Raw genomic sequence first — 25,197 nt, forward strand, 5'->3', positions numbered from 1 at the left:
GTGGTCAGGAAGCGGCCGCCGGCGGCGTGCCGGCGCCCTCGGCCTCGTCCACGTCCACCGCGATGGCGATCGGGCCGGCCACGGCCTCCTCGTCGTCGCCCTCGGGCTCGGCCACGGCAGCGTCGTCCGACGGGTCGGCCGGATCGTCCAGGCGCTCGGTCACGGTGCCGCTCACGTCCAGCGTGATGTCGTCGATCTCGCCGAGCTTCACCCGCACGCGCGCACCGCGCGGCAGGGCCTGGGCACCCAGCACCGGCAGCACCAGCGGCAGATCGTCCGCGCGCACCAGGTAGCTGCCGCCGCCGCCTTCCTTGATCACGCTGGCGTCGATTTCCGTGATGCCGTTCTGGCGCAGGTACTGCAGCGTCCAGAAGCGCTCCATGCCGGCCTGGTAGCCGTTGTAGGCGCCGTAGGCCGCGTCGAAGCTGCTGATGATGGAGAACAGGTCGGCGTCCTTGGGCTTGAACGGCGCGGCGAGCGCGGCCGTCTTGCCGTGGCGCACGCAGGCGATGATCTGCCACTGGTTCACCAGATCGACGTAGCGGCGCAGCGGCGAGGTCGCCCAGGCGTAGCTCTTCACGCCGATGCCCGCGTGGGGCAGGGCCTTGGTGCCCATGCGCACCTTCATGCCGGGCGCGAGGCTCGCCTGGCTGCGGTAGATGCCGGGCACGCCGTGCTCGGCCAGCAGATTGCCCCAGGTGCTGTTGGCCACGATGGCGGCCTCAGCCACGATCAGGTCCAGAGGCGCGCCGCGGCGGCGCGTGGTGATCGAGACGGTCTCGGCGCCGGTCGGCTCTCCGCCCTCGGGCACGCCCGCGAGCCGGAAGTTGTAGTCGGGCCGGTTGAAGGTCTCGGGCTTGCCGCGCACCACCTCGCGCTGCGCCTTGAGCTTGCGCGCCAGGCGGTGCAGGAACGACAGCTCGGCACGGCGCTCCTGCAGGGCGGCGGGGGTGCCCTCCACCTCCAGCGACGGGTCCTGCAGCCATGCCTCGGTGACGATGTGGTCCAGCCGGTCGTGGCGCAGGTTCACGGCGACGGGCACGCGCTCGAGCTTCGTCTCGGTGCCGGTGATCTCCAGCGTGGCCTCGTCGATCGTCGCGTAGAGCGAGACGGCGGGGTTGGCGCGGCCTTCGTCGAGCGTGTAGATCTGCACCACGTCGTCCGGCAGCATGGTGATCTTGTAGCCCGGCATGTAGACGGTGGACAGCCGCTGGCGGCCGAGCTGGTCGAGCGGCGAGCCCGGCACGATCGCCAGGCCCGGCGCCGCGATGTGGATGCCCAGCACCACCGTGCCGGTGCCCAGGCCCTGCACCGAGAGCGCGTCGTCGATCTCGGTGGTCTGCGAATCGTCGATCGAATAGGCCTGCACGGGCGCCAGCGGCAGCTCGGCCGGCGGCTGGGGAGCGGTGAGCGACGGGAATCCCGTGCCCTTGGGGAAGTTGTCGAACAGGAAGCGCTTCCAGTGGAACTGGTAGGGCGAATCGATCGCGCCGGCCTGCTGCAGCAGATCGAGCGGCGCCTTGTGCGTGGCGCGGCTGGCGTCCACCACCGCCTTGTATTCGGGCGCGTTCTTGTCGGGGCGGAACAGGATCTTGTAGAGCTGGTCGCGGATCGGCTGCGGGCATTCGCCGCGGCCCAGCTGCTCCGCCCAGGCGGCGATCTGCTCCTGGAGCAGGCGCTTTTTCTCGATGCCGGCCAGCGCCTGCTGCAGGATCTCGGCCGGCGCCTTCTTGAAGCGGCCCTTGCCGGCGCGGCGGAAGTAGTGCGGCGCCTCGTAGAGCGCGAACAGCGCGCCCGCCTGCTGCGCGAGCGTGGCGTTCTCGGAGAAATAGTCGCGGGCCAGGTCGGCGAAGCCGAATTCCTCTTCGGGTGCGAACTCCCAGGCCAGGGGCAGCTCGATCGTGGCGGCCAGGGCCTGGCCCTCGCGCAGCAGGTCGGCGGGAGCGGGCTTGTCGAACTTCAGCAGGATGTGGGCGGCCTTCACCTTCACCCGCTTGCCGGAGTCGAGCTCGATCTGGGCCGAATTCTCGGCCTCGGACAGGATGCGCCCGGCGAGGAACTTGCCGGCTTCTTCAAACAGTGCGTGCATGGGGAGGATTCTCCCATGGGCCGGCCCGCCCGCCGCCCGGCCCGGCCGTGGCCGCGCGCCCTATGATCCTGCGCTGGCCGGCACGCGTGCCCGGCCACACCCTTCTTCCTTCGCCCCTGCCCGCTGCCGCGGCCCACCTTCTTCCCGATGAACGCGCTTCCTCCTGCGCCGCCCGCCGCTCCCGCTCCCGCATCCTTGCCCGCGCCCTCCGCCGCGCGTGGCCTCGCGTCCGCGCCATCCCCATGGCCGGCCCGCGCCCTGGGCGGCGTCGCGGCGGTGGCCATCGCCCTGCCGTTCCTCTACGGGCACACGGCGTCGCCGCTGTCCAATTTCTGGCCGCTGGTGGTGTCGGCGCTTTGCGCGCTGGTGGTGGCCACCGCCTTCGCCATCGCCTGGTCGCGCCAGCCGGCGGGCGATGCGGGCCACGGGCTGCGCCAGCACGCCGCCCGGGCCGTGGCGGCGGGCGCGCTGCTGGCGGGCCTGGCCGGGGCCGGCATCGGCCTGGCCCAGTTCTTCATGGGCGATCCGGGCTGGGCGCCATGGATCTACCCCTCCACGCACGGCATCGCGATGGGCAACCTGCGCCAGCGCAACCAGCAGGCCACGCTGCTGTGCATGGGGGCCTGGGCGCTGGCGTGGTGGGTGGCGCGCATGCGTGCCGCGTCCCACCTGCAGGGCGGCCCGCGGCTGCGGCCCGCCGCCGTGGGCGCGGGCGTGCTGGCCTGCTGGGCGCTGGCGCTGCTCGCGGCCGGCGCGGCCGCCACGGCGTCGCGCACCGGGGCTCTGGAATGGGGCTGCATGCTGTTCCTGCTGCTGCTCTGGCGCCGCAGCCTGGGCGCTCCCGCGCTCGCGCTGGGCCTGGCGGGCATCGCGCTCTATGCCGCGTTCTCCGGGCTGCTGCCGGTGCTGCTGGAGCGCTGGACGGGCTTCTCGATGGACGGCCTGTTCGCGCGCCTGTCGGCCGCCGAACATGCCTGCGACAACCGCCGCGTGCTCTGGTCGAACGTGCTGCACCTCATTGCCGAGCGGCCCTGGACGGGCTGGGGCTGGGGCGAGCTCGCCTACGCGCACTACGCCGCCGACTATCCCGGCAAGCGCTTCTGCCTGCTGGTGGACAACGCCCACAACCTGCCGCTGCAGCTGGCCGTGGAGCTGGGGCTGCCCTTCGCCCTGGCCGCGTGCGGGCTGGCGCTCTGGCTGGCCTGGCGCGCACGCCCCTGGCGCGAGACCGAGCCGGCGCGGCAGCTCGCCTGGGGGCTGCTGGTCCCCATCGGCGTGCACAGCATGCTGGAGTTCCCGCTCTGGTACGGCCCCTTCCAGCTCATGGCCGCCTGTGCGCTGGCGCTGCTCTGGCCGCGCTTCTGGCGGGCGCCGGTCCGTGCCGCGGTGCGGGTGCCGCTGCTGTGCGCCGCCGGGCTCGCCGCCGGCGTGTGGCTGGCCGGCATCGCGCTGCTGGCGCGGGATTACCACCGCGTGTCGCAGCCCTATCTGACCGCCGACCGGCGCGATCCCGAATTCCAGAGCGACACCGCCCGCCGCGTGGCCGCCTCCACCGTGTTCTTCCGCGACACCCTCGACTTCGCCGTGCTCACCACGATGCAGACCACGCGCGAGAACGCCGCGCGCGTGCACGCCCTGGCGACGCGCCTCGTGCATTACTCGCCGGAGCCCCGCGTCATCGAGGCCTTGATCGACAGCGCGACGCTGCTCGGCCTGCGGGACGAGGCCGCGCTGAACGCCCGGCGCTACCAGGCCGCCTATCCGCAGGAATACGACCGGTGGCGGGGGCGGCAGGCGCCGGCCAGCGTGCCGGCGCCCTGAGCCGGTCAGCGAAGCCGCTTCACGCGGGGCGGGCGTCCAGCCCGCAGAACGCCACCACCGTGCCGATGTGCTCCGCGAAATCGCTCAGGGCATGGTCGCCGCCTTCCAGCAGCACCACCCGGGCGGCGGCATGGCGGGCGGCCATCTCGCGCCAGTCCAGCAGTTCGTCGCCCTTGGCGATGATGGCGAGTTCCGGTCCGGCGGCGGGCAGGGTCCGCACCTCCAGCGCCCGCAGTTCGGCGATGTATTCGGGCCGGAAGTAGAACTGCTCGGACGGATCGTGCCAGGCCGTCTGCTGGCCGATGTAGCGCTCCAGGTCCCGCGCCGGGTCCACGGCCGGGTTCAGCAGCACGCTCGCGCAGCCGGGCTTGTGCTGCGCCACCCAGCTCGCGTAGAAGCCGCCCAGCGACGAGCCGACCACCGCCATCCGCTGCGCCGGCCAGTCGGCGATGCCCTGCGCCACCAGCGCCATCGCATCGCGCGGCGAGGGCGGCAGCTGCGGGCACCAGAACCGCACGTCCGGCCGGTGCGCTGCCATCCAGTCCGCCATCTGGCGGGCCTTGGCCGAGCGCGGCGACGAGCGGAATCCGTGCAGGTAGAGCAGGTGGGTGGTGGTGTGCGGCATGGGCGCGGAAGGCATCGGCATGGAGCGGGCATTGTGCCGCCACGGCCGGCCGCCGCGGGCCGCCGCCGATAATGTCGCCCCATGTCCGCCGCCTTCGACAAGCCTTCCCTGCTGCAGCGCATCCTGCCCCTGTTCCGCGGCTTCGACTGGCCGCTCATCGCGGTGCTGCTGACGCTCTCGTCGATCGGCTTGGTGGCGATGTATTCCTCGGGCTACGACCACGGCACCCGGTTCTACGACCATGGCCGCAACATGGTGCTGGCCGCGGGCATCCTGTTCGTCGTCGCGCAGATCCCGCCGCAGCGGCTGATGATGCTGGCCGTGCCGCTCTACACCGCCGGCGTGGCGCTGCTGGTGGCGGTGGCGCTCTTCGGCATCATCAAGAAGGGCGCGCAGCGCTGGATCAACGTGGGCCTCGTGATCCAGCCGAGCGAGATCCTGAAGATCGCCATGCCGCTCATGCTGGCCTGGTGGTTCCAGAAGCGCGAGGGGCAACTGCGCCCGCTGGATTTCGTGGTGGCCGGCGCGCTGCTGGCGTTGCCCGTGGGCCTCATCATGAAGCAGCCCGACCTGGGCACCTCGCTGCTGGTGCTGGCGGCCGGGCTGTCGGTGATCTTCTTCGCCGGCCTGCCCTGGAAGCTCGTGCTGCCGCCGGTGGTCCTGGGCGGCATCGGCATCGCGCTCATCGTCTGGTTCGAGCCGCAGCTGTGCGCGGACGGCGTGCGCTGGCCGGTGCTGCACGACTACCAGCAGCAGCGCATCTGCACGCTGCTCGATCCCACGCGCGATCCGCTGGGCAAGGGCTTCCACATCATCCAGGGAATGATCGCCATCGGATCGGGCGGCGTCTGGGGCAAGGGCTTCATGGCCGGCACGCAGACCCACCTGGAGTTCATCCCCGAGCGCACCACCGACTTCATCTTCGCGGCCTATTCGGAGGAGTTCGGGCTCGCCGGCAACCTGTTCCTGATCGTCTTCCTGCTGCTGCTCGTCTGGCGCGGCCTGGCCATCGCCCTGGGCGCGACCACGCTGTTCTCGCGCCTCATGGCCGGCGCCGTGTCGATGATCTTCTTCACCTACGCCTTCGTGAACATGGGCATGGTGAGCGGCATCCTGCCCGTGGTGGGCGTGCCGCTGCCCTTCGTGAGCTACGGCGGCACGGCCATGGTCACACTGGGGCTGGCGCTGGGGGTGCTGATGTCCATCGCCCGCGCGCAGCGCCAGCCGCTCGCCCCGGCATAGCGGAGGCGGCCCGCCGCCCCCGAGAGGCCACGCCGCCGTACGGGGTGTGCGCGGGCCGCAGGGCGGTGGCCGCCGGGGGCTTCTAGAATCCGCCCATGATCTCCCGCGAACCGACCATCGAACGCCTGTCCATCGCCCGCCAGCTGCTGCTGGAGCCCTTCGGGCTGGACGAAACCCACCTCGCGCGCGCGCTGTCGGACATCCGGGCGCACCGCGTGGACGATGCCGACCTGTACTTCCAGTACACCCGCAGCGAGGGCTGGAGCCTGGAGGAGGGGATCGTCAAGACCGGCTCCTTCAGCATCGACCAGGGCGTCGGCGTGCGGGCGGTGAGCGGCGAGAAGACGGCCTTCGCCTATTCCGACGACATCTCCGAGGCCTCGCTGCGCGACGCGGCGCATACGGTGCGCTCCATCGCGGCGGCGTCGCAGCAGGGCCGCGCGAAGGTGGCGGCGCGCAAGGTGGCCGCCAGCCGCTCGCTCTACCCGGACCTGGACCCGATCGCCACGCTCGACAGCACCGCCAAGGTGGCGCTGCTGGGCAAGGTGGAGCAGCTGGCCCGCGCCAAGGACCCGCGCGTGTCGCAGGTCATGGCCGGCCTCGCGAGCGAATACGACGTGGTGCTGGTGGCGCGCGCCGACGGCACGCTGGCCGCCGACGTGCGCCCGCTGGTGCGCCTGTCGGTGACGGTGATCGCCGAGCAGGGCGGCCGCCGCGAGATGGGTTCCGCCGGCGGCGGCGGCCGCTTCGGCCTGGCCTACTTCGACGACGCCCAGATCGGCCGGTACGTGGACGAGGCCGTGAACGCGGCCCTGGTGAACCTCGAATCGCGTCCGGCGCCGGCCGGCGAGATGACCGTGGTGCTCGGCCCCGGCTGGCCGGGCATCCTGCTGCACGAGGCCGTGGGCCACGGGCTGGAGGGCGATTTCAACCGCAAGGGGTCGAGCGCGTTCAGCGGCCGCATCGGCCAGCGCGTGGCGGCCAAGGGCGTCACGGTGCTGGACGACGGCACCATCGCCGACCGCCGCGGCTCGCTCAACGTGGACGACGAGGGCCACGCCAGCCAGCGCAACGTGCTGATCGAGGACGGCATCCTCAAGGGCTACATCCAGGATTCGCTCAACGCCCGCCTGATGGGCGTGGCGCCCACCGGCAACGGCCGGCGCGAGAGCTATGCGCACATCCCCATGCCGCGCATGACCAACACCTACATGCTGGGCGGCGACAAGGACCCGGCCGAGATCGTCGCCAGCATCCAGCGCGGCCTCTACGCCACCAATTTCGGCGGCGGGCAGGTGGACATCACGAGCGGCAAGTTCGTGTTCTCCGCCAGCGAGGCCTACTGGGTCGAGAACGGCAAGATCCTCTATCCCGTCAAGGGCGCCACGATCGTCGGCGGCGGCCCCGAATCGCTCAAGCGCGTGACCATGATCGGCAACGACATGGCGCTCGACAGCGGCGTCGGCACCTGCGGCAAGGAAGGCCAGAGCGTGCCCGTGGGCGTGGGCCAGCCCACGCTGCGCATCGACGGGCTGACGGTGGGCGGCACGGCCTGACGGCTGCGCCGCCGCGCATGCGGCACCTACGGCAAAAAGCCCGGCGGAGAGCAGTCTCCACCGGGCTTTTTTTCCATTCGCCATCCCCGGCCAGAGGCTGGGGACGGGAGCCGGGACGGCCGCCGCGCAGGCGGCCTCCGGTCCGGGGCCTGGATCAGGCCGCCACGACCACGCCGACCGGGCGCTGGCGGCGGAAGCCCAGCATGCCGGCGCCGGCGGCGACCGCGGCGCCGATCAGCAGCACCACCAGCGTGCCCCAGGAGCCGCGGGCCACGTTCTTCGCGGCTTCCGCGCCGGCCTCGCGGGCCTTCTGCTCGGCCTGCTGCTTGGCTTCCTCCAGCTTGGCGCGCGCCTGGTTGTAGGTCTGCTCGTAATTGTTGGCGATCTGCTCGGCCTCGGCGCGGGACTTGCCCGTGCGCGCCACGATGATGTTCACCAGGGCTTCCTTGTCGGCGGCGTTCAGCACGCGCTCGCCGCGCTGGATCACGCTCGCCAGCCAGCCCTTGGCATCGGCGTCGGCGGTCTGCGGCGTCTGGGCGGCGCTGCTGGCGCTGGCCTGGGCCTCGCTCGCGGCGGCCTGCGCCTCGTTCTTCAGGTTCTCGGGCTGCAGCTCGGGCTTGCCGGTCTGGCGCAGCAGCTTCTCCAGCTCGGACTGCAGGCTGTTCGCGTCCAGCGAGATGCCGGCCTGGTCCAGCTGGCGCTGCACCGCGCCGCCCAGCGCCGGAGCGGCGGCCGAGACCCCGGCACCGGCCACCGCGCCCGCGGTGGTCAGGCCGGCCTTGGCCGCTCCGCCCGCCACGCTCAGGGCGCTGCCCGTGGCGCTGATCAGCAGGTACACGGTGAAGAGCGTGGTCAGGCCCCAGGCCAGCAGGCCGTGCAGCGCGCCCGAGCGGCGTGCGAGGTTGCCGGCCACGTAGCCGCCCACCGCGATGGCCAGCAGCGTCGTCACGCCGGCCCAGATGCCGGCCCCCACGCCGAAGCCGGTGAACGGATTGCGGTCGCCCATCGGGTCGATGGCCGAGGCGCCGATCGCGGTGCCGAGCACGGACAGCACCAGGTAGACGATCAGCGAAAGAACGAGCCCCGCGAAAACGGCGCCCCAGGAGACGGTGGGCGCCCAGGGGCGCTCTTCGGGAAGGACAGCAGTGGATTGGATGGACATGATCGGCTTTCTTGGAGATGGGATGTCACGCTCGGGCGGCAAGACGCCGGACCGAGGCCGAATACCGGAGGCCCTCTCGCCCGCCGGTACGGCAGAGCTTATGCAGCGCCCTTACTGTCCAGCGTCTGCCGAAGCAGTGCTCGACCGTAGGACAACGCCCGCACACATGCCATGCAGGCAGGGGGAAGACTGGTTACATTGCCATTGCATCCATGGCCACCACCCCCACCCAGCTTCCCTCCAGCCTGCAGACCTTCGGCGACATCAGCCGGTGGCTGCGCGAGAGCGCCGCAGACGAGGATTCGCTGCAGTTCCGCGATGCCGTGACGGCTCTGTCCGCGCAGGTGGAGCAGGCCGTGTCCACCCGCCGTGCGCCGGATGCCGATCCGCAGGCCGTGCTGGCGTGCGTCACGGCCTTGCTGGACGAAGCCCGCCGGCACCAGCTGTTCCTCTCGGGCCTCGGATCGGCCTGGCATGCACTCTATGAATTCTGCGCTTACGAGAACGCGCTGCGCCAGCTCGTGCGTGCCGCGGCGGCCTGGCAGCATGCCCTGCAGCGGCGCAGCCGCGACGAATCGCCGTGCTTCCATGCCTTCGAAGGCCATGCGTGGCGGGCGCTGGGCCAGGCCGTGCTCGCCATCGATCTCTACCAGCAGGGCGGCGTGGACGCGAGCGAGTGGCAGGATCTGCGCACGGGCGGGCCCGCGCCCGGCCTGCGGCGCGGCTGGTGGACGCGCCTCGGCGGATGGCTGTCGCGCCGGGGCGGGGCAGGGGGCTGAGCGCCTGCGGCAAGGACGCCTGTCGCCGCGCTGCAACGCATTGCCGCGCCACGGCCCGCGAAAGAGTGCTACATTGCCAGTTATGCCGATTCGCAGCGCGTTTTACTTTTGGTCCTTTTGGTTCTCTGTCCCTGGCGGATGAGAGGTTAGCGCGCAGCCCCCTGAAAGCACCTACCCCCTGACGACCGCCGACGCTGAAAAGCCCGGCGGTTTTTGTTTTTTCCGGCCTCCCTTTTTTCCGAACCACTCCACGAGGAAGCAGCCATGACGGCCCCCACCCAGTCCGCACCCTCCACCAGCGATGCCTGGTACCGCCACGTCGAGAAAACCAGCCAGACCGACGACGAACGTATCCAGGACATCACCGTGCTGCCTCCTCCCGAACACCTGATCCGCTTCTTCCCCATCCGGGGCACGGCGATCGAGACCCTCATCGCCCGCACGCGCCAGCGCATCCAGGACATCATGGCCCGCCGCGACGACCGCCTGCTGGTGGTGATCGGCCCCTGCTCCATCCACGATCCGGCCGCCGCCCTCGAGTACGCGCGCCGCCTGCAGTCCGTGCGCGCCCAGTACGCCGACACGCTGGAGATCGTGATGCGCGTCTACTTCGAGAAGCCGCGCACCACCGTGGGCTGGAAGGGCCTCATCAACGATCCCTACCTCGACGAGAGCTACCGCATCGACGAGGGCCTGCGCATCGCGCGCCAGCTGCTCATCGACATCAACCGGCTGGGCGTGCCGGCGGGCAGCGAATTCCTCGACGTGATCTCGCCCCAGTACATCGGCGACCTCATCAGCTGGGGCGCGATCGGCGCGCGCACCACCGAGAGCCAGGTGCACCGCGAACTGGCCTCGGGCCTGTCGGCACCCATCGGCTTCAAGAACGGCACGGACGGCAACATCCGCATCGCCACGGATGCCATCCAGTCCGCGAGCCGCGGCCACCACTTCCTGTCGGTGCACAAGAACGGCCAGGTGGCGATCGTGAACACGCAGGGCAACCGCGACTGCCACGTGATCCTGCGCGGCGGCAAGGCGCCCAACTACGACGCCGACAGCGTGGCCGCCGCCTGCAAGGACCTGGAGGCCGCCAAGCTGCCGCCGACGCTCATGGTCGACTGCAGCCATGCCAACAGCAGCAAGCAGCACGAGCGCCAGCGCGACGTGGCGCGCGACATCGCCGGCCAGATCGCGGGCGGCTCGCACAGCATCTTCGGCGTGATGGTGGAGAGCCACCTGGTGGCCGGCGCCCAGAAGTTCACGCCCGGCAAGGACGACGCCTGCGGCCTGGAGTATGGCAAGAGCATCACCGATGCCTGCCTGGGCTGGGACGATTCGCTCGGCGCGCTCAAGGAGCTGTCGGACGCGGTCGCCGCACGGCGTTCCGCTGTGGCCCTCGCCGCTTGACACGGCGTCCCCCGGGTTAACCGGGAGCCCGCGGCGGTTGCGGATGGGCGAGGCCGCCGTGTAAGCTTTTCCCATCCGCCGGCGGGGCTCCGAGTTCCGCCGCTTTCCCGATCCGGCAAGAAAGGCCCCCTCCCATGCGCAGCGAAGTCACCGTCCTTCTCGGACCCGGCCAGGAGTTCCGCTTCGACCTCGAGGGCGAGGTGCCCATGGCCCACGAGATCGCGCGCCGCTGGCTCGACGACGAATTCATGCGCCTGGAGTGCGAGCCGCTGCGGGCCAGCGGCAAGGTGCTCACCGCCGACAAGGTGCTCGTGGTGGCCCAGGCGGCGGGCGCGGCGCTGCTGGCGCAGGACTGGGGCCGGCAGTTCGCCATGGCCGCGAGCGCCGCGCTGGCCCGGCCGGTCGTGCGGGTCGATTTGCCGGCGATGGCGATCAGCTATTGAGGGCCTGACGCCCCCAGTTCACGCGGCGCGGCCCGCCAGGGCCTCGAGCAGCCGGGCATGCACGCCCCCGAAGCTGCCGTTGCTCATGCACACCACGTGGTCGCCGGGCCGGGCCTCGGCGGTGATCTGGTCCACGAGCGTGCCGATGTCGGCGGCCGTGCGGCCGCGGGCGCCCATCGGGGCCAGCGCCTCGGCCGCGTCCCAGTCCAGCCCGGCGGTGTGGCAGAACGCCAGATCGGCCGCTTCGAGGGCCCAGGGCAGCTGCGACTTCATCGTGCCGAGCTTCATGGTGTTGCTGCGCGGCTCGAAGGCCGCGAGGATGCGCGCGCCCGGTCCGACGCGGCGGCGCAGCCCGTCCAGCGTGGTGCGCAGCGCGGTGGGGTGGTGGGCGAAGTCGTCGTACACCGCCACGCCGCCGGCCGTGCCGCGCAGTTCCATGCGCCGCTTGACGTTGCGAAAGCGCGCGAGGGCCGCTGCCGCCTCGGCGGGCGCCACCCCCACGTGGTCCGCCGCGGCGATGGCGGCCAGCGCATTGAGCTGGTTGTGCACGCCCGACAGCTCCCACTCGACGCGGCCGACCACGTGCCCGTTGCGCAGCACGTCGAACGCCCCCGGCTCGCCGCGCGCGGTGAAGTCGCTCACCGCCGCGCCGAAGCTGGCCACGCCGCTCCAGCACCCCTGGTGCAGCACGCGCGCCAGGCTGTCCTCCAGCCCGTTGAACACCACCCGGCCCGAAGGCGGCACGGTGCGCACGAGGTGATGGAACTGCCGCTCGATCGCGGCGAGGTCGTCGAAGATGTCGGCGTGGTCGAATTCGAGGTTGTTCAGCACCGCGGTGCGCGGGCGGTAGTGGACGAACTTGCTGCGCTTGTCGAAGAAGGCGGTGTCGTATTCGTCGGCCTCGATCACGAAGAGCGGGGCGCCGCCCGCCGGCCCGTCCGACGCCACCGGCCGGCCCGCGAGCCCGAGCCGCGCCGACACGCCGAAATCCAGCGGTACGCCACCCACCAGGAAGCCGGGCTGCAGGCCCGCGCATTCCAGCACCCATGCGAGCATCGAGGTCGTCGTGGTCTTGCCGTGGGTGCCGGCGACCGCCAGCACGTGGCGCCCCTGCAGCACATGCTCGGCCAGCCACTGCGGCCCGCTGGTGTAGGGCACGCCTGCGTCGAGGATCGCTTCCATCAGCGGGAACTTCGGACTGCCGTCGGCCAGACGCGCGCGGCTCACCACATTGCCCACCACGAACACATCCGGCGCGAGGTCCAGCTGGTCGGCGCCGTAGCCCTCGATCAGTTCGATGCCCAGCGCCCGCAGCTGGTCGCTCATCGGCGGGTACACGCCGGCATCGCAGCCCGTGACCCGGTGCCCCGCTTCCCGCGCCAGCGCGGCCAGGCCGCCCATGAACGTTCCGCAGATGCCCAGAATGTGAATATGCATGGGCGCCGATTCTACGGTTCGGCCGCGCGCGGCGAGTCGGCGGCCGGGTCCGTCGGAATGCTCCATTTTTGATAGCGGCCGGCGGCCGCCGCCCGTGTTTTCGGGCAAGACCCCGCCCCGCGCGGGCGCATTGCTCCCACGGCGCGCGCCCGCCGGGCCACAATGCGGGTTGTCCCTGCCTTTTCTCTCCCACGCAGCCCACCGGGAAGCCGCCATGCCCAACGCCCTCGCCACCGAGATCGCCAATGCCGCCGCCCGCTTCGTCGTGGAGGAAGGGCTCGAATGGGGCCCGGCCAAGCGCCGGGCCGTCCGGCAGCTCGGCCTGCCTGCGCGCTCGCCGCTGCCGGACAACGACCTGGTGGAGGACGCGGTGCGCGAATACATCGGCCTCTTCTGCGCCGACACCCAGCCCGCCGAACTGCGGGCGCTGCGCGAGCTGGCGCTCGTCTGGATGGAGCGCATGGCGGAGTTCCGGCCGCACCTGGGCGGCGCCGTCTGGTACGGCACGGCGACCCGGCTGTCGGATATCTACCTGCAGCTCTTCTGCGACGACTGCAAATCCGCCGAGATCGCGCTCATCGACCACCACGTCGATTACGAACCCCGCACGGTGACCGGCTTCCACGGCGAATCGGTCGAGGCGCTGAGCGTCGCCGGCCGCTCGGCCGCGCTGGGTGAGACGGTCGGGGTGCACCTGCTTGTCTATGATCTGGACGATCTGCGCGGCGCCCTGCGCCCCGACGCGCGCGGCCGCGTGCCCCGCGGCGATGCCCGGGCCGTGCGCAGGCTGCTGGACGAGGAACCCTCCGCATGACCGAACCCACTTCGGCGCCCGGTGCGCCGAACCCGTCCTCTGTCGACCGCTCGCGCCGCCGTGCCCTCTATGCCGGGGCGGCAGCCATCGCCGCAGCCGCGGGGGCCGGCCTGGCCTGGTGGCGCCTGCGGCCCCACGCGGCGTTGCCGGAGGCCGAAACCGCCATGTGGGCGCAGCGGTTCGACGCGCCCCGGCAGGGCGACGCGGCCGTGGAGATGCAGGCCTTCCGCGGCCGGCCGCTGCTGGTCAACTTCTGGGCGACGTGGTGCCCGCCTTGTGTGGAAGAGCTGCCGATGCTCAACGGTTTCTACCGCGAGCACCGCGCGCGCGGCTGGCAGGTGGTGGGCCTGGCGATCGACCAGCCTTCCGCAGTGCGGAAGTTCCTGGAGCGCGTTCCACTGGATTTCCCCGTCGGGCTGGCGGGGCTGCAGGGTACGGACCTCGGCCGGAGCCTCGGCAACCTCGCCGGCGGCCTGCCGTTCACGGTCCTGTTCGGCGCAGATGGCGGCATCATGCATCGTAAAATGGGGCAGATCACGACCGAAGACCTCCGCCAGTGGGCGGCGCTGGGATGACATCGCGGCATTCCATTCGAAGATGATGGAATTTGCGCTCGGATAGGGGTCGAAACGGCCAAATTGGGGTAAATTCGCGCCCTATTTCGTTTTAGGCGTTGGAGTCCCCATGGATTTGCGAAAACTCAAGACCTTGATTGACCTCGTGTCCGAGTCGAATGTGTCGGAACTCGAGATTACCGAGGCGGAAGGCAAGGTCCGCATCGTCAAGAGCGGCGGCGCCGTCGTGCAGCAATTCGTGGCCGCCCCGGCACCCGCACCGGCCGCAGCGCCCGCGCCCGCAGCAGCCCCCGTGGCCGAACTGCCGGCCCCCGCGGCACCCACCGGCCACATCGTCAAGTCGCCGATGGTGGGCACGTTCTACCGCGCCTCCAGTCCCGGCGCCAAGGCTTTCGTCGAAGTCGGCAGCCAGGTCAAGGAAGGCGACACCATCTGCATCATCGAAGCCATGAAGATCCTCAACGAGATCGAGGCCGACAAGTCGGGCACGGTCACGCGCATCCTCGGCGAGAACGGCCAGGCGGTGGAGTACGGTCAGCCGCTGTTCGTCATCGAGTAAGTCCTCGCTGCGCCCACTGCGGACCTGCAGCGAAACAGGAAATTCGTGTTCAAAAAGATCCTTGTCGCCAATCGCGGCGTACTTGCCGCAGGCAAGGCGAAGCAAAGCGCCCTGGCACGCGCCAGCGTGCGGCGATGAGCCGCGAGAGAGTCCATGTTTAAGATCCTTGTCGCCAATCGCGGCGTACTTGCCGCAGGCAAGGCGAAGCAAAGCGCCCTGGCACGCGCCAGCGTGCGGCGATGAGCCGCGAGAGAGCCTATGTTTAAAAAGATCCTTGTCGCCAATCGCGGCGAAATCGCCCTGCGCATCCAGCGCGCCTGCCATGAGCTGGGCGTCAAGGCCGTGATGGTGTATTCCGAGGCCGACCGCGACGCGAAGTACGTCAAGCTCGCCGAAGAGGCCGTCTGCATCGGCCCGGCCCCCTCGCCGCTGTCCTACCTCAACATGCCGGCGATCATCTCGGCCGCCGAGGTGACGGACGCCGAGGCCATCCACCCGGGCTACGGCTTCCTCTCCGAGAACGCCGACTTCGCCGAGCGCGTGGAAAAGAGCGGCTTCCAGTTCATCGGCCCGACGCCCGAGTCCATCCGCACGATGGGCGACAAGGTGTCGGCCAAGCAGGCCATGATCCGCGCGGGCGTGCCCTGCGTGCCGGGCTCCGAGGGCGAGCTGCCCGACGATCCGGTGCAGATCCGCCGCATCGCCAAGACGGTGGGCTATCCGGTGATCATCAAGGCGGCGGGCGGCGGCGGTGGCCGCGGCATGCGCGTGGTGCACACCGAGGCCGCGCTGGTGAACGCCGTGCAGATGACCAAGGCCGAGGCCCAGGCCGCCTTCGGCAACCCGGCCGTGTACATGGAGAAGTTCCTCCAGAACCCGCGCCACATCGAAATCCAGGTGCTGGCCGACAAGTTCCGCAATGCCGTGTACCTGGGCGAGCGCGACTGCTCCATGCAGCGCCGCCACCAGAAGGTGATCGAGGAAGCGCCGGCCCCCGGTATCCCGCGCAAGCTCATCGAGAAGATCGGCGAGCGCTGCGTGGCCGCCTGCAAGAAGATCGGCTACCGCGGCGCGGGCACGTTCGAGTTCCTCTACGAGAACGGCGAGTTCTACTTCATCGAGATGAACACGCGCGTGCAGGTCGAGCACCCGGTGACGGAGTGGATCACGGGCGTGGACATCGTGAAGACCCAGATCATGGTCGCCGCCGGCGAGAAGCTGCCCTTCACGCAGCGCCAGATCGAGATCCGCGGCCATGCGATCGAGTGCCGCGTGAACGCGGAGGACGCCTACAAGTTCACCCCGTCGCCCGGACGCATCACCGTCTGGCACGCGCCGGGCGGCCCGGGCGTGCGCGTGGACTCGCATGCCTACACCAACTACTACGTGCCGCCGAACTACGACTCCATGATCGGCAAGATCATCGTGCACGGCGACACGCGCGAGCAGGCCCTGGCCCGCATGCGCACGGCCCTGTCCGAGACGGTGATCGAGGGCATCCACACCAACATCCCGCTGCACCGCGAGCTGATGGTGGACGCCAAGTTCGTCGCCGGCGGCACCAACATCCACTACCTGGAAGAGTGGCTGGCCGCGCACAAGCGCTGAACCCGTGCCGGCCCCGGCCGGCCCCCGCGCATGCTGGCGCTCCGGTGACGGGGGCCGGCATCGCCGTTTCTGGAGATGGATGCCATGTTTGAGCTGAGCCTGTTGTGCCCCGAAGAACGGATCGAAGCCGTGGGCGAAGCCCTGGAGGCGCTGGACGCCCTGAGCGTGTCGGTCGAGGATGCCGACGCCCAGACCGATGCCGAGCAGGCGCTGTTCGGCGAGCCGGGCATGCCCCCTCCGAAGGACGGCTGGCAGCGCAGCCGCGTGGTGGCGTTGTTCCCCACGCAGGAGGCGGCCGGCGAGGCGCGCGCGCTGCTGGAGGTGCAGGATTTCTTCGCGGGCTGCCGCGTGCTGGGGCTGTCCGACGTGCCCGACCAGGACTGGGTGCGGCTCACGCAGTCGCAGTTCGCGCCCGTGGAGATCACGCCGGAATTCTGGATCGTTCCCACCTGGCATGAACTGCCGCCCCAGGCCACGCGCCACATCCGCCTCGACCCGGGCCTGGCCTTCGGCACCGGCACCCACCCGACGACCCGCATGTGCCTGCGCTGGACCGCGCGGCGCGGCGGCGGCTTCGGCCGGGTGCTGGACTACGGCTGCGGCTCGGGCATCCTCGCGATCGGCGCCGCCAAGTTCGGCGCCGTGGACATCGACGCCGTGGACATCGATCCCGCGGCCGTGGAATCGACCCGGCTCAATGCCGAGGCCAACGGCGTGGCGCTGAAGGCCGGCCTGCCGGACGCCGCCCAGGGCCTCTACGGCACCGTGTTCGCGAACATCCTGGCCACGCCGCTGAAGGTGCTGGCGCCGCTGCTGTGCGCGCACGTCGATGCCGGCGGGCACCTGGTGCTGGCCGGCATCCTGGAGCGCCAGGCCGCCGAGCTGCAGGAAGCCTATGCACCCTGGCTGCCGCTGCAGGTGAGCGACGCCGAGGACGGCTGGATCCTGATGACGGCCTCGCGCTGACGCGAGGGCGGGCCGCACCGGGCCAAGCGCCACCTACAATCGCGAGCCCATGAGCCAGATCACGCGCTGCCCCGCCTGCGGCACGACCTTCAAGGTCGTCGCGGACCAGCTGCGCATCTCGGACGGCTGGGTGCGCTGCGGGCAGTGCAAGGACGTGTTCGACGCCTCCGCCCACCTGCTGCCGTCGGGCGCGGCCCGGCGCGGCGCACCACCACCACCGCCGCCGTCGCAGGCGGCCGCTCCGGCGCCTGCCGCTGCGCCTGCCTCGTCCATCCCCTCCACCTCGCCGGCCGCATCCGCCGCGTCGGAGCGCACTGCGCCGTCGCCTGCCACGCAGGTGCGTGCGGCTGCGCCGGACATGCCGCCGGCGCAGCCCGCGCACGCACCGCCGCCCCCGGCGCAACCTGCACCGCCCGCGGTGCTGCCGCGCGGCTTCCCGCTTCCGCCCGAGGCATCCCCGCTGTCCGCGGGTGCGCCAGGCACCCTGCCGGACGCTCCGCCCGTACCGGCTTTCCTGGAACGCCGGCGGGAGGCCGCCACCCGGAGCCTGGCAGCCGACGCGTCCGAACGGGCATGGAGCCTCGAGCCGGTCTCGCCGCTCGCATGGCGCGTCCGCCCGCCGGGTTCTCCCGCGGCCGCACCGGCCCCGGCGCCCGATCCGCTGGTGGGCTACGAACTGCCTTTCGCCGAACTGCGCGACTCCGGCTGGCCCGAGGAATTCGACACGGACGGCGCGGGATTGCGCGAGGAAGGTCCGGCCACGCCGCCGGCCGGCCGCTCCGATGCCTCCGAGGCGGCTGGACGGGATGGCGCCCCACATGCCGAGGAGGACGGCCCGCCGCCGACGCCGGCAGACGATGCCCTGGAGCAGGAGCTGGCGAGGGAGCTCGCGCACGAGGGCGTCGACGTCGATACCGATCCGGTGGACGTCGCCACCCAGGCCATGCCGCTCGCCGCCGATGCCGCGATGCCCGAAGACGCGCCCGTGCCCGCCCCGTCGGTATGGCGGTCCGCGCGCAATGCGGCCAACGCGCGGGCAACGCCGGGCACGCCGCCGCAGCGCGCACCGGGCCGCAGGCCGCGCCAGGACGAAGACGGAGCCGACGACGATGGCGATGACGGGCACGGCGATGCCGACAGCGACGAGCCGGGCTTCGTGCGCGCCGCGCGGCGCAGGGCCTGGTGGCGCCGGCCGGCGGTGCGCATCGCCCTGGGCCTGGCGGGTGTGCTGCTGCTGGGGGTGCTGCTGCTGCAGGTCGCCCTGCAGGAGCGCGACCGCCTCGCATCGCAATATCCCGCGATCCGGCCCCTGCTGCAGGTGCTGTGCGCGCCGCTGCAGTGCCGGATCGATCCGCCCCGCCGCATCACGGACGTGGTGATCGACAGCTCGTCCTTCAACAAGGCGCGCGGCGACGGCTACGTGCTCGCGGTCACGCTGCGCAGCCGCGCGGATTTCCCCGTGGCCACGCCCGCCCTCGAGCTGACGCTGACCGATGCGCAGGAGCAGCCCGTGCTGCGCCGCGTGCTGACGCCGCAGGACCTGAACGCGCCCATCGAACTGCCGGCCGGCGGCGACTGGGGCGGCTCCTGGCCGGTGAGCGTCGCGGGCGCTGCGGCGCCGCGCGTGGCGGGCTACCGGCTGCTGGCGTTCTACCCGTGAGCGGCGCGGGTGCGCGTTCGGCGGGGCCGGAGTCTGCCGGCTTTTTCACCAGGCACGCCGACGTTCCCGTCGCCGTCTGCCTGGTCTGTTTCGTTTCCCCCGTTTCATCCACTTCTTCCCGATCGACAGGATTCCTATGGCTGCCCTGATTTGCGGTTCCCTGGCCTTTGACACCATCATGACGTTCGAGGGCCGCTTCGCCGAGCAGATACTGCCCGACCAGCTGCACATCCTCAACGTGTCCTTCCTCGTCCCGTCGCTGCGCCGGGACTTCGGCGGCTGCGCCGGCAACATCGCCTACAGCCTGAAGCTGCTGGGCGGCACCCCCGTGCCCATGGCCATGCTCGGCAGCGACGGGGCCGAGTACCAGCAGCGCCTGCAGGGCCTGGGGATCGACACGCGCCACGTCGGCCGCGTGGACGAGACCTACACCGCGCAGGCGCTGATCATGACCGACCGCGACAACAACCAGATCACCGCGTTCCATCCGGGCGCGATGATGCTCGCGCACCAGACGCGCATCGCCGCCGAGCCGGACCTGCGCCTGGGCATCATCGCCCCGGACGGACGCGACGCGATGATCGAGCATGCGGCGCAGTTCGCGGCCGCCGGCATTCCCTTCGTCTTCGATCCGGGCCAGGGCCTGCCGATGTTCGGCGGTGAAGAGCTCGCGCGCTTCATCGGCCAGGCGGACTGGGTGACGGTGAACGACTACGAGGGCCGCATGCTGTGCGAGCGCACGGGCTGGAGCTTCGCCGAGATCTCCCGCAAGGTGCGCGGCCTGGTCGTGACCCTGGGCGCCGAAGGCTGCGATGTGTGGGAAGACGGCGTGGCCACGCGCGTGCCGCCCGTGCAGCCGGCCGCGGTGGTCGATCCGACGGGTTGCGGCGACGCCTGGCGCGGCGCGCTGCTCTTCGGGCTGGAGCAGGGCTGGTCGCTCGCGCGCTGCGCCGCACTGGGCAACCGCCTGGGCGCGCTGAAGATCGCGCAACGCGGACCGCAGAACTACCAGCTCGACTTCACGCCCGCCTGAGATCGCGCGGGCATAAAAAAACCCGGTGCATGCACCGGGTCGGTCCAGGCCCCTGCATGCATGGGCATGCGGCGGGCCGGAGACGCTGCCTCAGGGCTTGGTGCCCGTCGGGAACGGCCATGCGGCCTGCGGGTTCAGCGTGGTCTGCGCCGCAGGAGCAGGGGCCGGAGCGGCGGCCTTCGTGGTCTTGGCGGCGGCGGACTTGCGCGGGGCGGCGGCTTTCTTCGCCGTGCCGGTGGAGGCGGATGCCGCCTTCTTGGCGGGAGCGGCAGCAGCCTGCTTGGCAGGAGCAGCAGCCTTCTTCGCGGGTGCGGCAGCCTTCTTGGCCGGAGCGGCAGCCTTCTTCGCGGGCGCAGCGGCCTTCTTGGCAGGTGCTGCCTTCTTCGCGGGGGCTGCGGCCTTCTTGGCGGGAGCGGCCGCCTTCTTCGCCGGTGCAGCCGCCTTCTTGGCGGGAGCGGCAGCCTTCTTCGTGGTGGTCGAAGCGGCCTTCTTGGCAGGAGCCGCAGCCTTCTTCGCCGTCGACGATGCCGACTTCGTGGACGAAGCGGCCTTCTTCGCGGGAGCGGCAGCCTTCTTCGTCGTGGTGGAAGCGGCCTTCTTGGCGGGCGCGGAAGCCTTCTTCGCCGTCGTCGTCGAAGCCGACTTCGTGGTGGACGAAGCAGCCTTCTTGGCGGGAGCGGCAGCCTTCTTCGTGGTGGTCGAAGCGGCCTTCTTGGCCGATGCCGTGGCCGGGGCCGCAGCGGCCTTCTTCACGGTCGTCGATGCCTTGGTGGTCGTCGCCGATTTTTCCTTCTTGGCGGCGGGTGCTGCCTTCTTGGCGGCGGTCGTCTTTTTCGCAGTTGCCATCATTTTCTCCTTGGGTCGATTTGCAAAGAGCGCTCCGTGCCTGCATTGGACATGGAGCGATCCATGGCGATGGGGCCCCGGGGGCACCCACCGCCATGAACGCGGGAACGCCCCGCGCGGCAGGGCCCTTGCGGGCTGCCGGTGCGGGGCGTGGAATGAAAAATCATGGCCTGGAATTACCGGGATCGACTAATCCCAGGACAGAGCGCCGCCGGACTGGTACTCGATGACGCGCGTCTCGAAGAAGTTGCGCTCCTTCTTCAGGTCGATCATCTCGCTCATCCAGGGGAAGGGGTTCTCTTCGTTCGGGAAGAGCGCCTCCAGGCCGATCTGCGTGGCGCGCCGGTTGGCGATGTAGCGCAGGTAGCCCTTGAACATGGAAGCGTTCATGCCCAGCACGCCGCGGGGCATGGTGTCTTCGGCGTACTGGTACTCCAGCTCGACGGCCTTCATGAACAGGCCCTTGATCTCTTCCTTGAACTCCGCCGTCCAGAGGTGCGGGTTCTCCAGCTTGAGCTGGTTGATCAGGTCGATGCCGAAGTTGCAGTGCATCGACTCGTCGCGCAGGATGTACTGGTACTGCTCGGCGGCACCGGTCATCTTGTTCTGGCGGCCGAGCGCGAGGATCTGCGTGAAGCCGACGTAGAAGAACAGGCCTTCCATCAGGCAGGCGAACACGATCAGCGACTTCAGCAGGGTCTGGTCGGTCTCGGGCGTGCCGGTCTTGAACTCCGGGTCCATGATCGCCTCGATGAAGGGGATCAGGAACTCGTCCTTGTTGCGGATCGACGCGACCTCGTTGTAGGCGTTGAAGATCTCGCTCTCGTCGAGGCCGAGCGACTCCACGATGTACTGGTAGGCGTGCGTGTGGATCGCTTCCTCGAACGCCTGGCGCAGCAGGAACTGGCGGCACTCGGGCGCGGTGATGTGGCGGTACGTGCCCAGCACGATGTTGTTGGCGGCCAGCGAATCGGCGGTGACGAAGAAGCCGAGGTTGCGCTTGACGATGCGGCGCTCGTCCTCGGTCAGGCCGTTCGGGTCCTTCCAGAGCGCGATGTCGCGCGTCATGTTCACTTCCTGCGGCATCCAGTGGTTGGCGCAGGTGGCGAGGTACTTCTCCCAGGCCCACTTGTACTTGAAGGGGACGAGCTGGTTGACGTCGGTCTGGCCGTTGATGATGCGCTTGTCGGCGGCATTCACGCGGCGGTGCTGGGTGGGTGCGGCAGCGGCGGACGGCGCGGCTGCGGCGAGCGGCGCGGAGGCGGCGACGGACTGCAGCGCGGGGCTCTGGAAAGACGCGGGGGGCGCCATGTCGGGACGGTGGCTTTGCAGACCGCCGTCCGGAGTTTTCTGCGATGAGGGCTTGACTTCTTCGTCCCAGTTCAGCATAGGTATTCCAATGGTCGGATTATGAAAGCAGCGCTGCAAAAATAAAAGCGCCGCAGCGTGGCGCAGCGATGTTTTTGTTGCTTCAGAGCACACGCGCGGAAGGTCCCGTGGTGAGACCTTCCGCGCGGCGCATCACATCACTGGCACGCTTCGCAGGTCGGGTCGTCGATGGCGCAGAACTTCACGTCGGTCGCGGGCAGCGCGGCGGCCTGCGATTGCGCCGCGGCGGCGGCCGCATCGAGCGCGCTGGGGCGCGCGGCGCCGTTGCCGGCGGCCTGCATCGCACCGTCGCTGCCCGACGAAACGGCGTTGAGCTGGCGCGTGTTCACCGTGCTCATCTCGACGTGCGTCGCGCTCTGCGTGCGCAGGTAGTACGTGGTCTTCAGGCCGCGCACCCAGGCGAGCTTGTAGGTCTCGTCGAGCTTCTTGCCCGAGGCGCCGGCCATGTAGATGTTCAGGCTCTGCGCCTGGTCGATCCACTTCTGGCGGCGCGACGCGGCCTCGACCAGCCAGGTGGGCGCCACTTCGAACGCGGTGGAATAGAGCGCCTTCACGTCCTGCGGCACGCGGTCGATCGGGTGCAGCGAGCCCTTGAAGTGCTTGAGGTCCATGACCATCACGTCGTCCCACAGGCCCAGGCGCTTCAGGTCGCGCACGAGGTAGCCGTTGATGACGGTGAACTCGCCCGACAGGTTCGACTTGACCGACAGGTTGCCGAAGGACGGCTCGATCGACGCATCCACGCCGACGATGTTGGAGATGGTGGCCGTGGGGGCGATCGCCACGCAGTTGGAGTTGCGCATGCCGTCCTGCGCAATCTTCTTGCGCAGCGCATCCCAGTCGAGCGTGGCGGCGCGGTCCACTTCCACATAGCCGCCGCGGGCCTTCTCGAGCAGATCGAGCGTGTCGATCGGCAGGATGCCGCGGTCCCACAGCGAGCCGGGGTAGCTGGAGTACTTGCCGCGCTCCTGGGCGAGCTCGGTCGAGGCCCAGTAGGCGTAGTAGCAGATCGCTTCCATCGAGCGGTCGGCGAATTCCACCGCGGCCTGCGAGGCGTAGGGAATGCGCAGCTCGTACAGGCTGTCCTGGAAGGCCATCAGGCCCAGGCCCACGGGGCGGTGGCGCATGTTGGAGGCCCGCGCCTTCTCGACCGCGTAGTAGTTGATGTCGATCACGTTGTCGAGCATGCGCATGGCCGTGGAGATGGTCTTGCGCAGCTTGGCGTGGTCGAGTTCCTTGCCGTTCGGGCCGTCCTTGAGGTGGCGCACGAGGTTCACGGAGCCGAGGTTGCAGACCGCGGTTTCGGCGTCGCTCGTGTTGAGCGTGATCTCGGTGCAGAGGTTGGACGAGTGCACCACGCCGGCGTGCTGCTGGGGCGAGCGCACGTTGCAGGCGTCCTTGAACGTGATCCAGGGATGGCCGGTCTCGAACAGCATCGTGAGGATCTTGCGCCACAGGTCGGTGGCCTGCAGGGTGCGCGAGGGCTTGATCTCGCCGCGCGCGGCCTTCTCTTCGTAGGCGACGTACGCCTTTTCGAAGTCGGCGCCGAACAGGTCGTGCAGGTCCGGCACGGAGGAGGGCGAGAACAGCGTCCAGGTGCCCTTTTCCATCACGCGGCGCATGAACAGGTCGGGGATCCAGTTGGCGGTGTTCATGTCGTGCGTGCGGCGGCGGTCGTCGCCGGTGTTCTTGCGCAGCTCCAGGAACTCCTCGATGTCGAGGTGCCAGGTCTCCAGGTAGGTGCAGACCGCGCCCTTGCGCTTGCCGCCCTGGTTCACGGCCACGGCCGTGTCGTTGACCACCTTGAGGAACGGCACCACGCCCTGCGATTCGCCGTTCGTGCCCTTGATGTGCGAGCCCAGGGCGCGCACGCGGGTCCAGTCGTTGCCCAGGCCGCCCGCGAACTTGGAGAGCAGCGCGTTTTCCTTGATGGATTCGTAGATGCCGTCGAGGTCGTCGGGCACCGTGGTCAGGTAGCAGGACGAGAGCTGCGAGCGCAGCGTGCCGCTGTTGAACAGCGTGGGCGTGGACGACATGAAGTCGAACGACGACAGCACCTCGTAGAACTCGATGGCGCGGGCTTCGCGGTCGGACTCGTTCAGGGCGAGGCCCATGGCCACGCGCATGAAGAAGCACTGGGGCAGCTCGATGCGGGTCTTGCGCACGTGCAGGAAGTAGCGGTCGTACAGCGTCTGCAGGCCGAGGTAGTCGAACTGCTGGTCGCGGCCCGGGTTGATCGCGGCGCCCAGGCGCTGCAGGTCGTACTGCAGCAGGCGCGGATCGAGCAGTTCGTTGTCCACGCCCTTCTGGATGAACTGCGGGAAGTACGCGGCGTAGGCCGGGCCCATGTCGGCGGGCACCACGTCCTGGCCCAGCACCTCGCGCACGATCGTGTGCAGCAGCAGGCGGGCAGTGGCGTAGGTGTAGTCGGGGTCCTTCTCGATCAGCGTGCGCGCGGCCAGGATGGAGGCCTTGTACACCTCGTCCATCGGGACGCCGTCGTACAGGTTGCGCAGCGTCTCGGCCACGATGGGCGCGGCGTGCACGTCCGCGCCCAGGTTGGCGCAGGCGGAGTCGATCAGGCCGAGCAGGCGGGCTTCGTCGAGCGGCACGCGCTGGCCGTTGTCGATCACGTGCAGCACCGGCGTGGAAGGCGCGGGCTGGCGGTCGTGCTGCAGGTGCGCGCGCTCCTGCGTGCGGCGCTCGCGGTAGAGCACATAGGCGCGGGCGACTTCATGGTGGCCGCCGCGCATCAGGCTCAGTTCCACGTTGTCCTGCACGTCTTCGATGTGGAACGTGCCGCCGCCCGGGCGCGAGCGCATGAGCGCGCGCACCACCGACTGCGTGAGCGTGTCCACCGTCTCGCGCACGCTGGCGGAGGCGGCGCCCTGCGTGCCGTGCACTGCGAGGAAGGCCTTCATCATCGCCACGGCGATCTTCTGCGGCTCGAAAGGCACCACCGCGCCGTTGCGGCGGATGATCTGGTAGTGCGAGAGCGGGTGGCCGCCGGCGTCCGGCGCGAGGCCCTGGGACGGGGCTGCCTGGTCGGGGGAGGTCGTGGCGGATGAAGGGTTCAGCGCAGGCTGCATACAGGAAACCTCGGATGATGGGGTGGCAGAAATGGGACAGTGATGTAGGTCGACACCGCTAGTGCATTGCGCCATGCGGAACGCTATAGGTAGC

General features: G+C 70.3%; 20 protein-coding genes. 13 read left to right on the forward strand and 7 right to left on the reverse strand.

The features are described from left to right. Positions 1–4: 4 nt before the first annotated feature. Positions 5–2,089 carry an RNB domain-containing ribonuclease gene (locus Q9R47_RS07285; RefSeq protein ID WP_311232542.1) on the reverse strand — a complete coding sequence of 695 codons (2,085 nt, stop codon included), beginning with the start codon at positions 2,087–2,089 and terminating at the stop codon, positions 5–7. Between the two features lie 195 nt (positions 2,090–2,284). On the opposite strand from Q9R47_RS07285, the gene Q9R47_RS07290 reads away from it, so the two are divergent. After that, positions 2,285–3,910, forward strand: coding sequence for a Wzy polymerase domain-containing protein (locus tag Q9R47_RS07290; RefSeq protein WP_404977114.1), 1,626 nt, complete (start codon positions 2,285–2,287; stop codon positions 3,908–3,910). A 19-nt stretch (positions 3,911–3,929) separates the two neighbouring features. Here Q9R47_RS07290 and Q9R47_RS07295 read toward each other — a convergent pair whose 3' ends face one another. Then, on the reverse strand, positions 3,930–4,535 hold the full coding sequence (locus Q9R47_RS07295) for a YqiA/YcfP family alpha/beta fold hydrolase (RefSeq protein ID WP_311232719.1): 606 nt from the start codon (positions 4,533–4,535) through the stop codon (positions 3,930–3,932). Positions 4,536–4,616: 81 nt separating this feature from the next. On the opposite strand from Q9R47_RS07295, the gene rodA reads away from it, so the two are divergent. Both rodA and tldD read left to right on the forward strand, forming a co-directional pair. After that, positions 4,617–5,777, forward strand: a complete 1,161-nt coding sequence (gene rodA / locus Q9R47_RS07300; RefSeq protein ID WP_311232543.1) for a rod shape-determining protein RodA — start codon at positions 4,617–4,619, stop codon at positions 5,775–5,777. Positions 5,778–5,872: 95 nt separating this feature from the next. Beyond that, positions 5,873–7,333, forward strand: coding sequence for a metalloprotease TldD (gene tldD / locus Q9R47_RS07305; protein WP_311232544.1), 1,461 nt, complete (start codon positions 5,873–5,875; stop codon positions 7,331–7,333). A gap of 154 nt (positions 7,334–7,487) precedes the next feature. Here the strand turns inward: tldD and Q9R47_RS07310 are convergent, their stop codons facing one another. Beyond that, the gene (locus Q9R47_RS07310) at positions 7,488–8,495 is read right to left on the reverse strand and encodes a hypothetical protein (protein ID WP_311232545.1); all 1,008 of its coding nucleotides are present in this window, start codon (positions 8,493–8,495) and stop codon (positions 7,488–7,490) included. Between the two features lie 212 nt (positions 8,496–8,707). Between Q9R47_RS07310 and Q9R47_RS07315 the strand changes: the two genes are divergently transcribed. The 3 genes from Q9R47_RS07315 (at position 8,708) to Q9R47_RS07325 (ending at position 11,127) form a co-directional block, all read left to right on the forward strand. Further along, a complete protein-coding gene (locus Q9R47_RS07315) occupies positions 8,708–9,274 on the forward strand; it encodes a hypothetical protein (protein ID WP_311232546.1) in 567 nt (188 codons plus the stop codon). A 264-nt stretch (positions 9,275–9,538) separates the two neighbouring features. Beyond that, entirely contained in the window at positions 9,539–10,684 is a 1,146-nt protein-coding gene (locus Q9R47_RS07320) for a 3-deoxy-7-phosphoheptulonate synthase (protein ID WP_311232547.1), read from the forward strand. 134 nt (positions 10,685–10,818) lie between these two features. After that, positions 10,819–11,127 (forward strand): hypothetical protein, encoded by a 309-nt coding sequence (locus tag Q9R47_RS07325; protein ID WP_311232548.1) that lies wholly within the window; start codon positions 10,819–10,821, stop codon positions 11,125–11,127. 18 nt (positions 11,128–11,145) lie between these two features. On the opposite strand, the gene mpl is transcribed toward Q9R47_RS07325, so the two are convergent. After that, complete coding sequence (mpl, locus tag Q9R47_RS07330) at positions 11,146–12,564, reverse strand: UDP-N-acetylmuramate:L-alanyl-gamma-D-glutamyl-meso-diaminopimelate ligase (protein WP_311232549.1); 1,419 nt, start codon at positions 12,562–12,564, stop codon at positions 11,146–11,148. 214 nt (positions 12,565–12,778) lie between these two features. On the opposite strand from mpl, the gene Q9R47_RS07335 reads away from it, so the two are divergent. The 7 genes from Q9R47_RS07335 (at position 12,779) to Q9R47_RS07365 (ending at position 19,779) form a co-directional block, all read left to right on the forward strand. Further along, the gene (locus Q9R47_RS07335; protein ID WP_311232550.1) at positions 12,779–13,378 is read left to right on the forward strand and encodes a hypothetical protein; all 600 of its coding nucleotides are present in this window, start codon (positions 12,779–12,781) and stop codon (positions 13,376–13,378) included. Continuing rightward, positions 13,375–13,953, forward strand: a complete 579-nt coding sequence (locus tag Q9R47_RS07340) for a TlpA disulfide reductase family protein (RefSeq protein WP_311232551.1) — start codon at positions 13,375–13,377, stop codon at positions 13,951–13,953. Before Q9R47_RS07335 ends, Q9R47_RS07340 begins: the two co-directional genes overlap by 4 nt. A gap of 109 nt (positions 13,954–14,062) precedes the next feature. Further along, positions 14,063–14,512 (forward strand): acetyl-CoA carboxylase biotin carboxyl carrier protein, encoded by a 450-nt coding sequence (gene accB, locus Q9R47_RS07345; RefSeq protein ID WP_311232552.1) that lies wholly within the window; start codon positions 14,063–14,065, stop codon positions 14,510–14,512. Between the two features lie 258 nt (positions 14,513–14,770). After that, entirely contained in the window at positions 14,771–16,120 is a 1,350-nt protein-coding gene (accC, locus tag Q9R47_RS07350; protein WP_311232553.1) for an acetyl-CoA carboxylase biotin carboxylase subunit, read from the forward strand. A gap of 84 nt (positions 16,121–16,204) precedes the next feature. Next, entirely contained in the window at positions 16,205–17,086 is an 882-nt protein-coding gene (prmA, locus tag Q9R47_RS07355; protein WP_311232554.1) for a 50S ribosomal protein L11 methyltransferase, read from the forward strand. Positions 17,087–17,135: 49 nt separating this feature from the next. After that, positions 17,136–18,746 carry a zinc-ribbon and DUF3426 domain-containing protein gene (locus tag Q9R47_RS07360; RefSeq protein WP_311232555.1) on the forward strand — a complete coding sequence of 537 codons (1,611 nt, stop codon included), beginning with the start codon at positions 17,136–17,138 and terminating at the stop codon, positions 18,744–18,746. 136 nt (positions 18,747–18,882) lie between these two features. Then, positions 18,883–19,779, forward strand: a complete 897-nt coding sequence (locus tag Q9R47_RS07365; protein WP_311232556.1) for a carbohydrate kinase family protein — start codon at positions 18,883–18,885, stop codon at positions 19,777–19,779. 90 nt (positions 19,780–19,869) lie between these two features. Here Q9R47_RS07365 and Q9R47_RS07370 read toward each other — a convergent pair whose 3' ends face one another. From Q9R47_RS07370 to Q9R47_RS07380, 3 genes are all read right to left on the reverse strand, one after another. After that, positions 19,870–20,625 (reverse strand): hypothetical protein, encoded by a 756-nt coding sequence (locus Q9R47_RS07370; protein ID WP_311232557.1) that lies wholly within the window; start codon positions 20,623–20,625, stop codon positions 19,870–19,872. 189 nt (positions 20,626–20,814) lie between these two features. Beyond that, positions 20,815–22,014, reverse strand: coding sequence for a ribonucleotide-diphosphate reductase subunit beta (locus Q9R47_RS07375; RefSeq protein WP_311232558.1), 1,200 nt, complete (start codon positions 22,012–22,014; stop codon positions 20,815–20,817). Between the two features lie 137 nt (positions 22,015–22,151). Continuing rightward, the gene (locus Q9R47_RS07380) at positions 22,152–25,103 is read right to left on the reverse strand and encodes a ribonucleoside-diphosphate reductase subunit alpha (protein ID WP_311232559.1); all 2,952 of its coding nucleotides are present in this window, start codon (positions 25,101–25,103) and stop codon (positions 22,152–22,154) included. Between the last annotated feature and the right edge of the window lie 94 nt (positions 25,104–25,197).

Origin of the sequence: Acidovorax sp. PRC11, from assembly GCF_031844105.1 — a bacterium.
Classification (GTDB): domain Bacteria; phylum Pseudomonadota; class Gammaproteobacteria; order Burkholderiales; family Burkholderiaceae_C; genus Paracidovorax.

What these genes read in the sequence shown, in the direction of transcription:
- Q9R47_RS07285 (WP_311232542.1), bottom strand. Translation starts at nt 2,089, where the DNA reads ATGCACGCACTGTTTGAAGAAGCCGGCAAGTTCCTCGCCGGGCGCATC.
- Q9R47_RS07295 (WP_311232719.1), bottom strand. Translation starts at nt 4,535, where the DNA reads ATGCCGCACACCACCACCCACCTGCTCTACCTGCACGGATTCCGCTCG.
- rodA (WP_311232543.1), top strand. Translation starts at nt 4,617, where the DNA reads ATGTCCGCCGCCTTCGACAAGCCTTCCCTGCTGCAGCGCATCCTGCCC.
- tldD (WP_311232544.1), top strand. Translation starts at nt 5,873, where the DNA reads ATGATCTCCCGCGAACCGACCATCGAACGCCTGTCCATCGCCCGCCAG.
- Q9R47_RS07310 (WP_311232545.1), bottom strand. Translation starts at nt 8,495, where the DNA reads ATGTCCATCCAATCCACTGCTGTCCTTCCCGAAGAGCGCCCCTGGGCG.
- Q9R47_RS07315 (WP_311232546.1), top strand. Translation starts at nt 8,708, where the DNA reads ATGGCCACCACCCCCACCCAGCTTCCCTCCAGCCTGCAGACCTTCGGC.
- Q9R47_RS07320 (WP_311232547.1), top strand. Translation starts at nt 9,539, where the DNA reads ATGACGGCCCCCACCCAGTCCGCACCCTCCACCAGCGATGCCTGGTAC.
- Q9R47_RS07325 (WP_311232548.1), top strand. Translation starts at nt 10,819, where the DNA reads ATGCGCAGCGAAGTCACCGTCCTTCTCGGACCCGGCCAGGAGTTCCGC.
- mpl (WP_311232549.1), bottom strand. Translation starts at nt 12,564, where the DNA reads ATGCATATTCACATTCTGGGCATCTGCGGAACGTTCATGGGCGGCCTG.
- Q9R47_RS07335 (WP_311232550.1), top strand. Translation starts at nt 12,779, where the DNA reads ATGCCCAACGCCCTCGCCACCGAGATCGCCAATGCCGCCGCCCGCTTC.
- Q9R47_RS07340 (WP_311232551.1), top strand. Translation starts at nt 13,375, where the DNA reads ATGACCGAACCCACTTCGGCGCCCGGTGCGCCGAACCCGTCCTCTGTC.
- accB (WP_311232552.1), top strand. Translation starts at nt 14,063, where the DNA reads ATGGATTTGCGAAAACTCAAGACCTTGATTGACCTCGTGTCCGAGTCG.
- accC (WP_311232553.1), top strand. Translation starts at nt 14,771, where the DNA reads ATGTTTAAAAAGATCCTTGTCGCCAATCGCGGCGAAATCGCCCTGCGC.
- prmA (WP_311232554.1), top strand. Translation starts at nt 16,205, where the DNA reads ATGTTTGAGCTGAGCCTGTTGTGCCCCGAAGAACGGATCGAAGCCGTG.
- Q9R47_RS07360 (WP_311232555.1), top strand. Translation starts at nt 17,136, where the DNA reads ATGAGCCAGATCACGCGCTGCCCCGCCTGCGGCACGACCTTCAAGGTC.
- Q9R47_RS07365 (WP_311232556.1), top strand. Translation starts at nt 18,883, where the DNA reads ATGGCTGCCCTGATTTGCGGTTCCCTGGCCTTTGACACCATCATGACG.
- Q9R47_RS07370 (WP_311232557.1), bottom strand. Translation starts at nt 20,625, where the DNA reads ATGGCAACTGCGAAAAAGACGACCGCCGCCAAGAAGGCAGCACCCGCC.
- Q9R47_RS07375 (WP_311232558.1), bottom strand. Translation starts at nt 22,014, where the DNA reads ATGCTGAACTGGGACGAAGAAGTCAAGCCCTCATCGCAGAAAACTCCG.
- Q9R47_RS07380 (WP_311232559.1), bottom strand. Translation starts at nt 25,103, where the DNA reads ATGCAGCCTGCGCTGAACCCTTCATCCGCCACGACCTCCCCCGACCAG.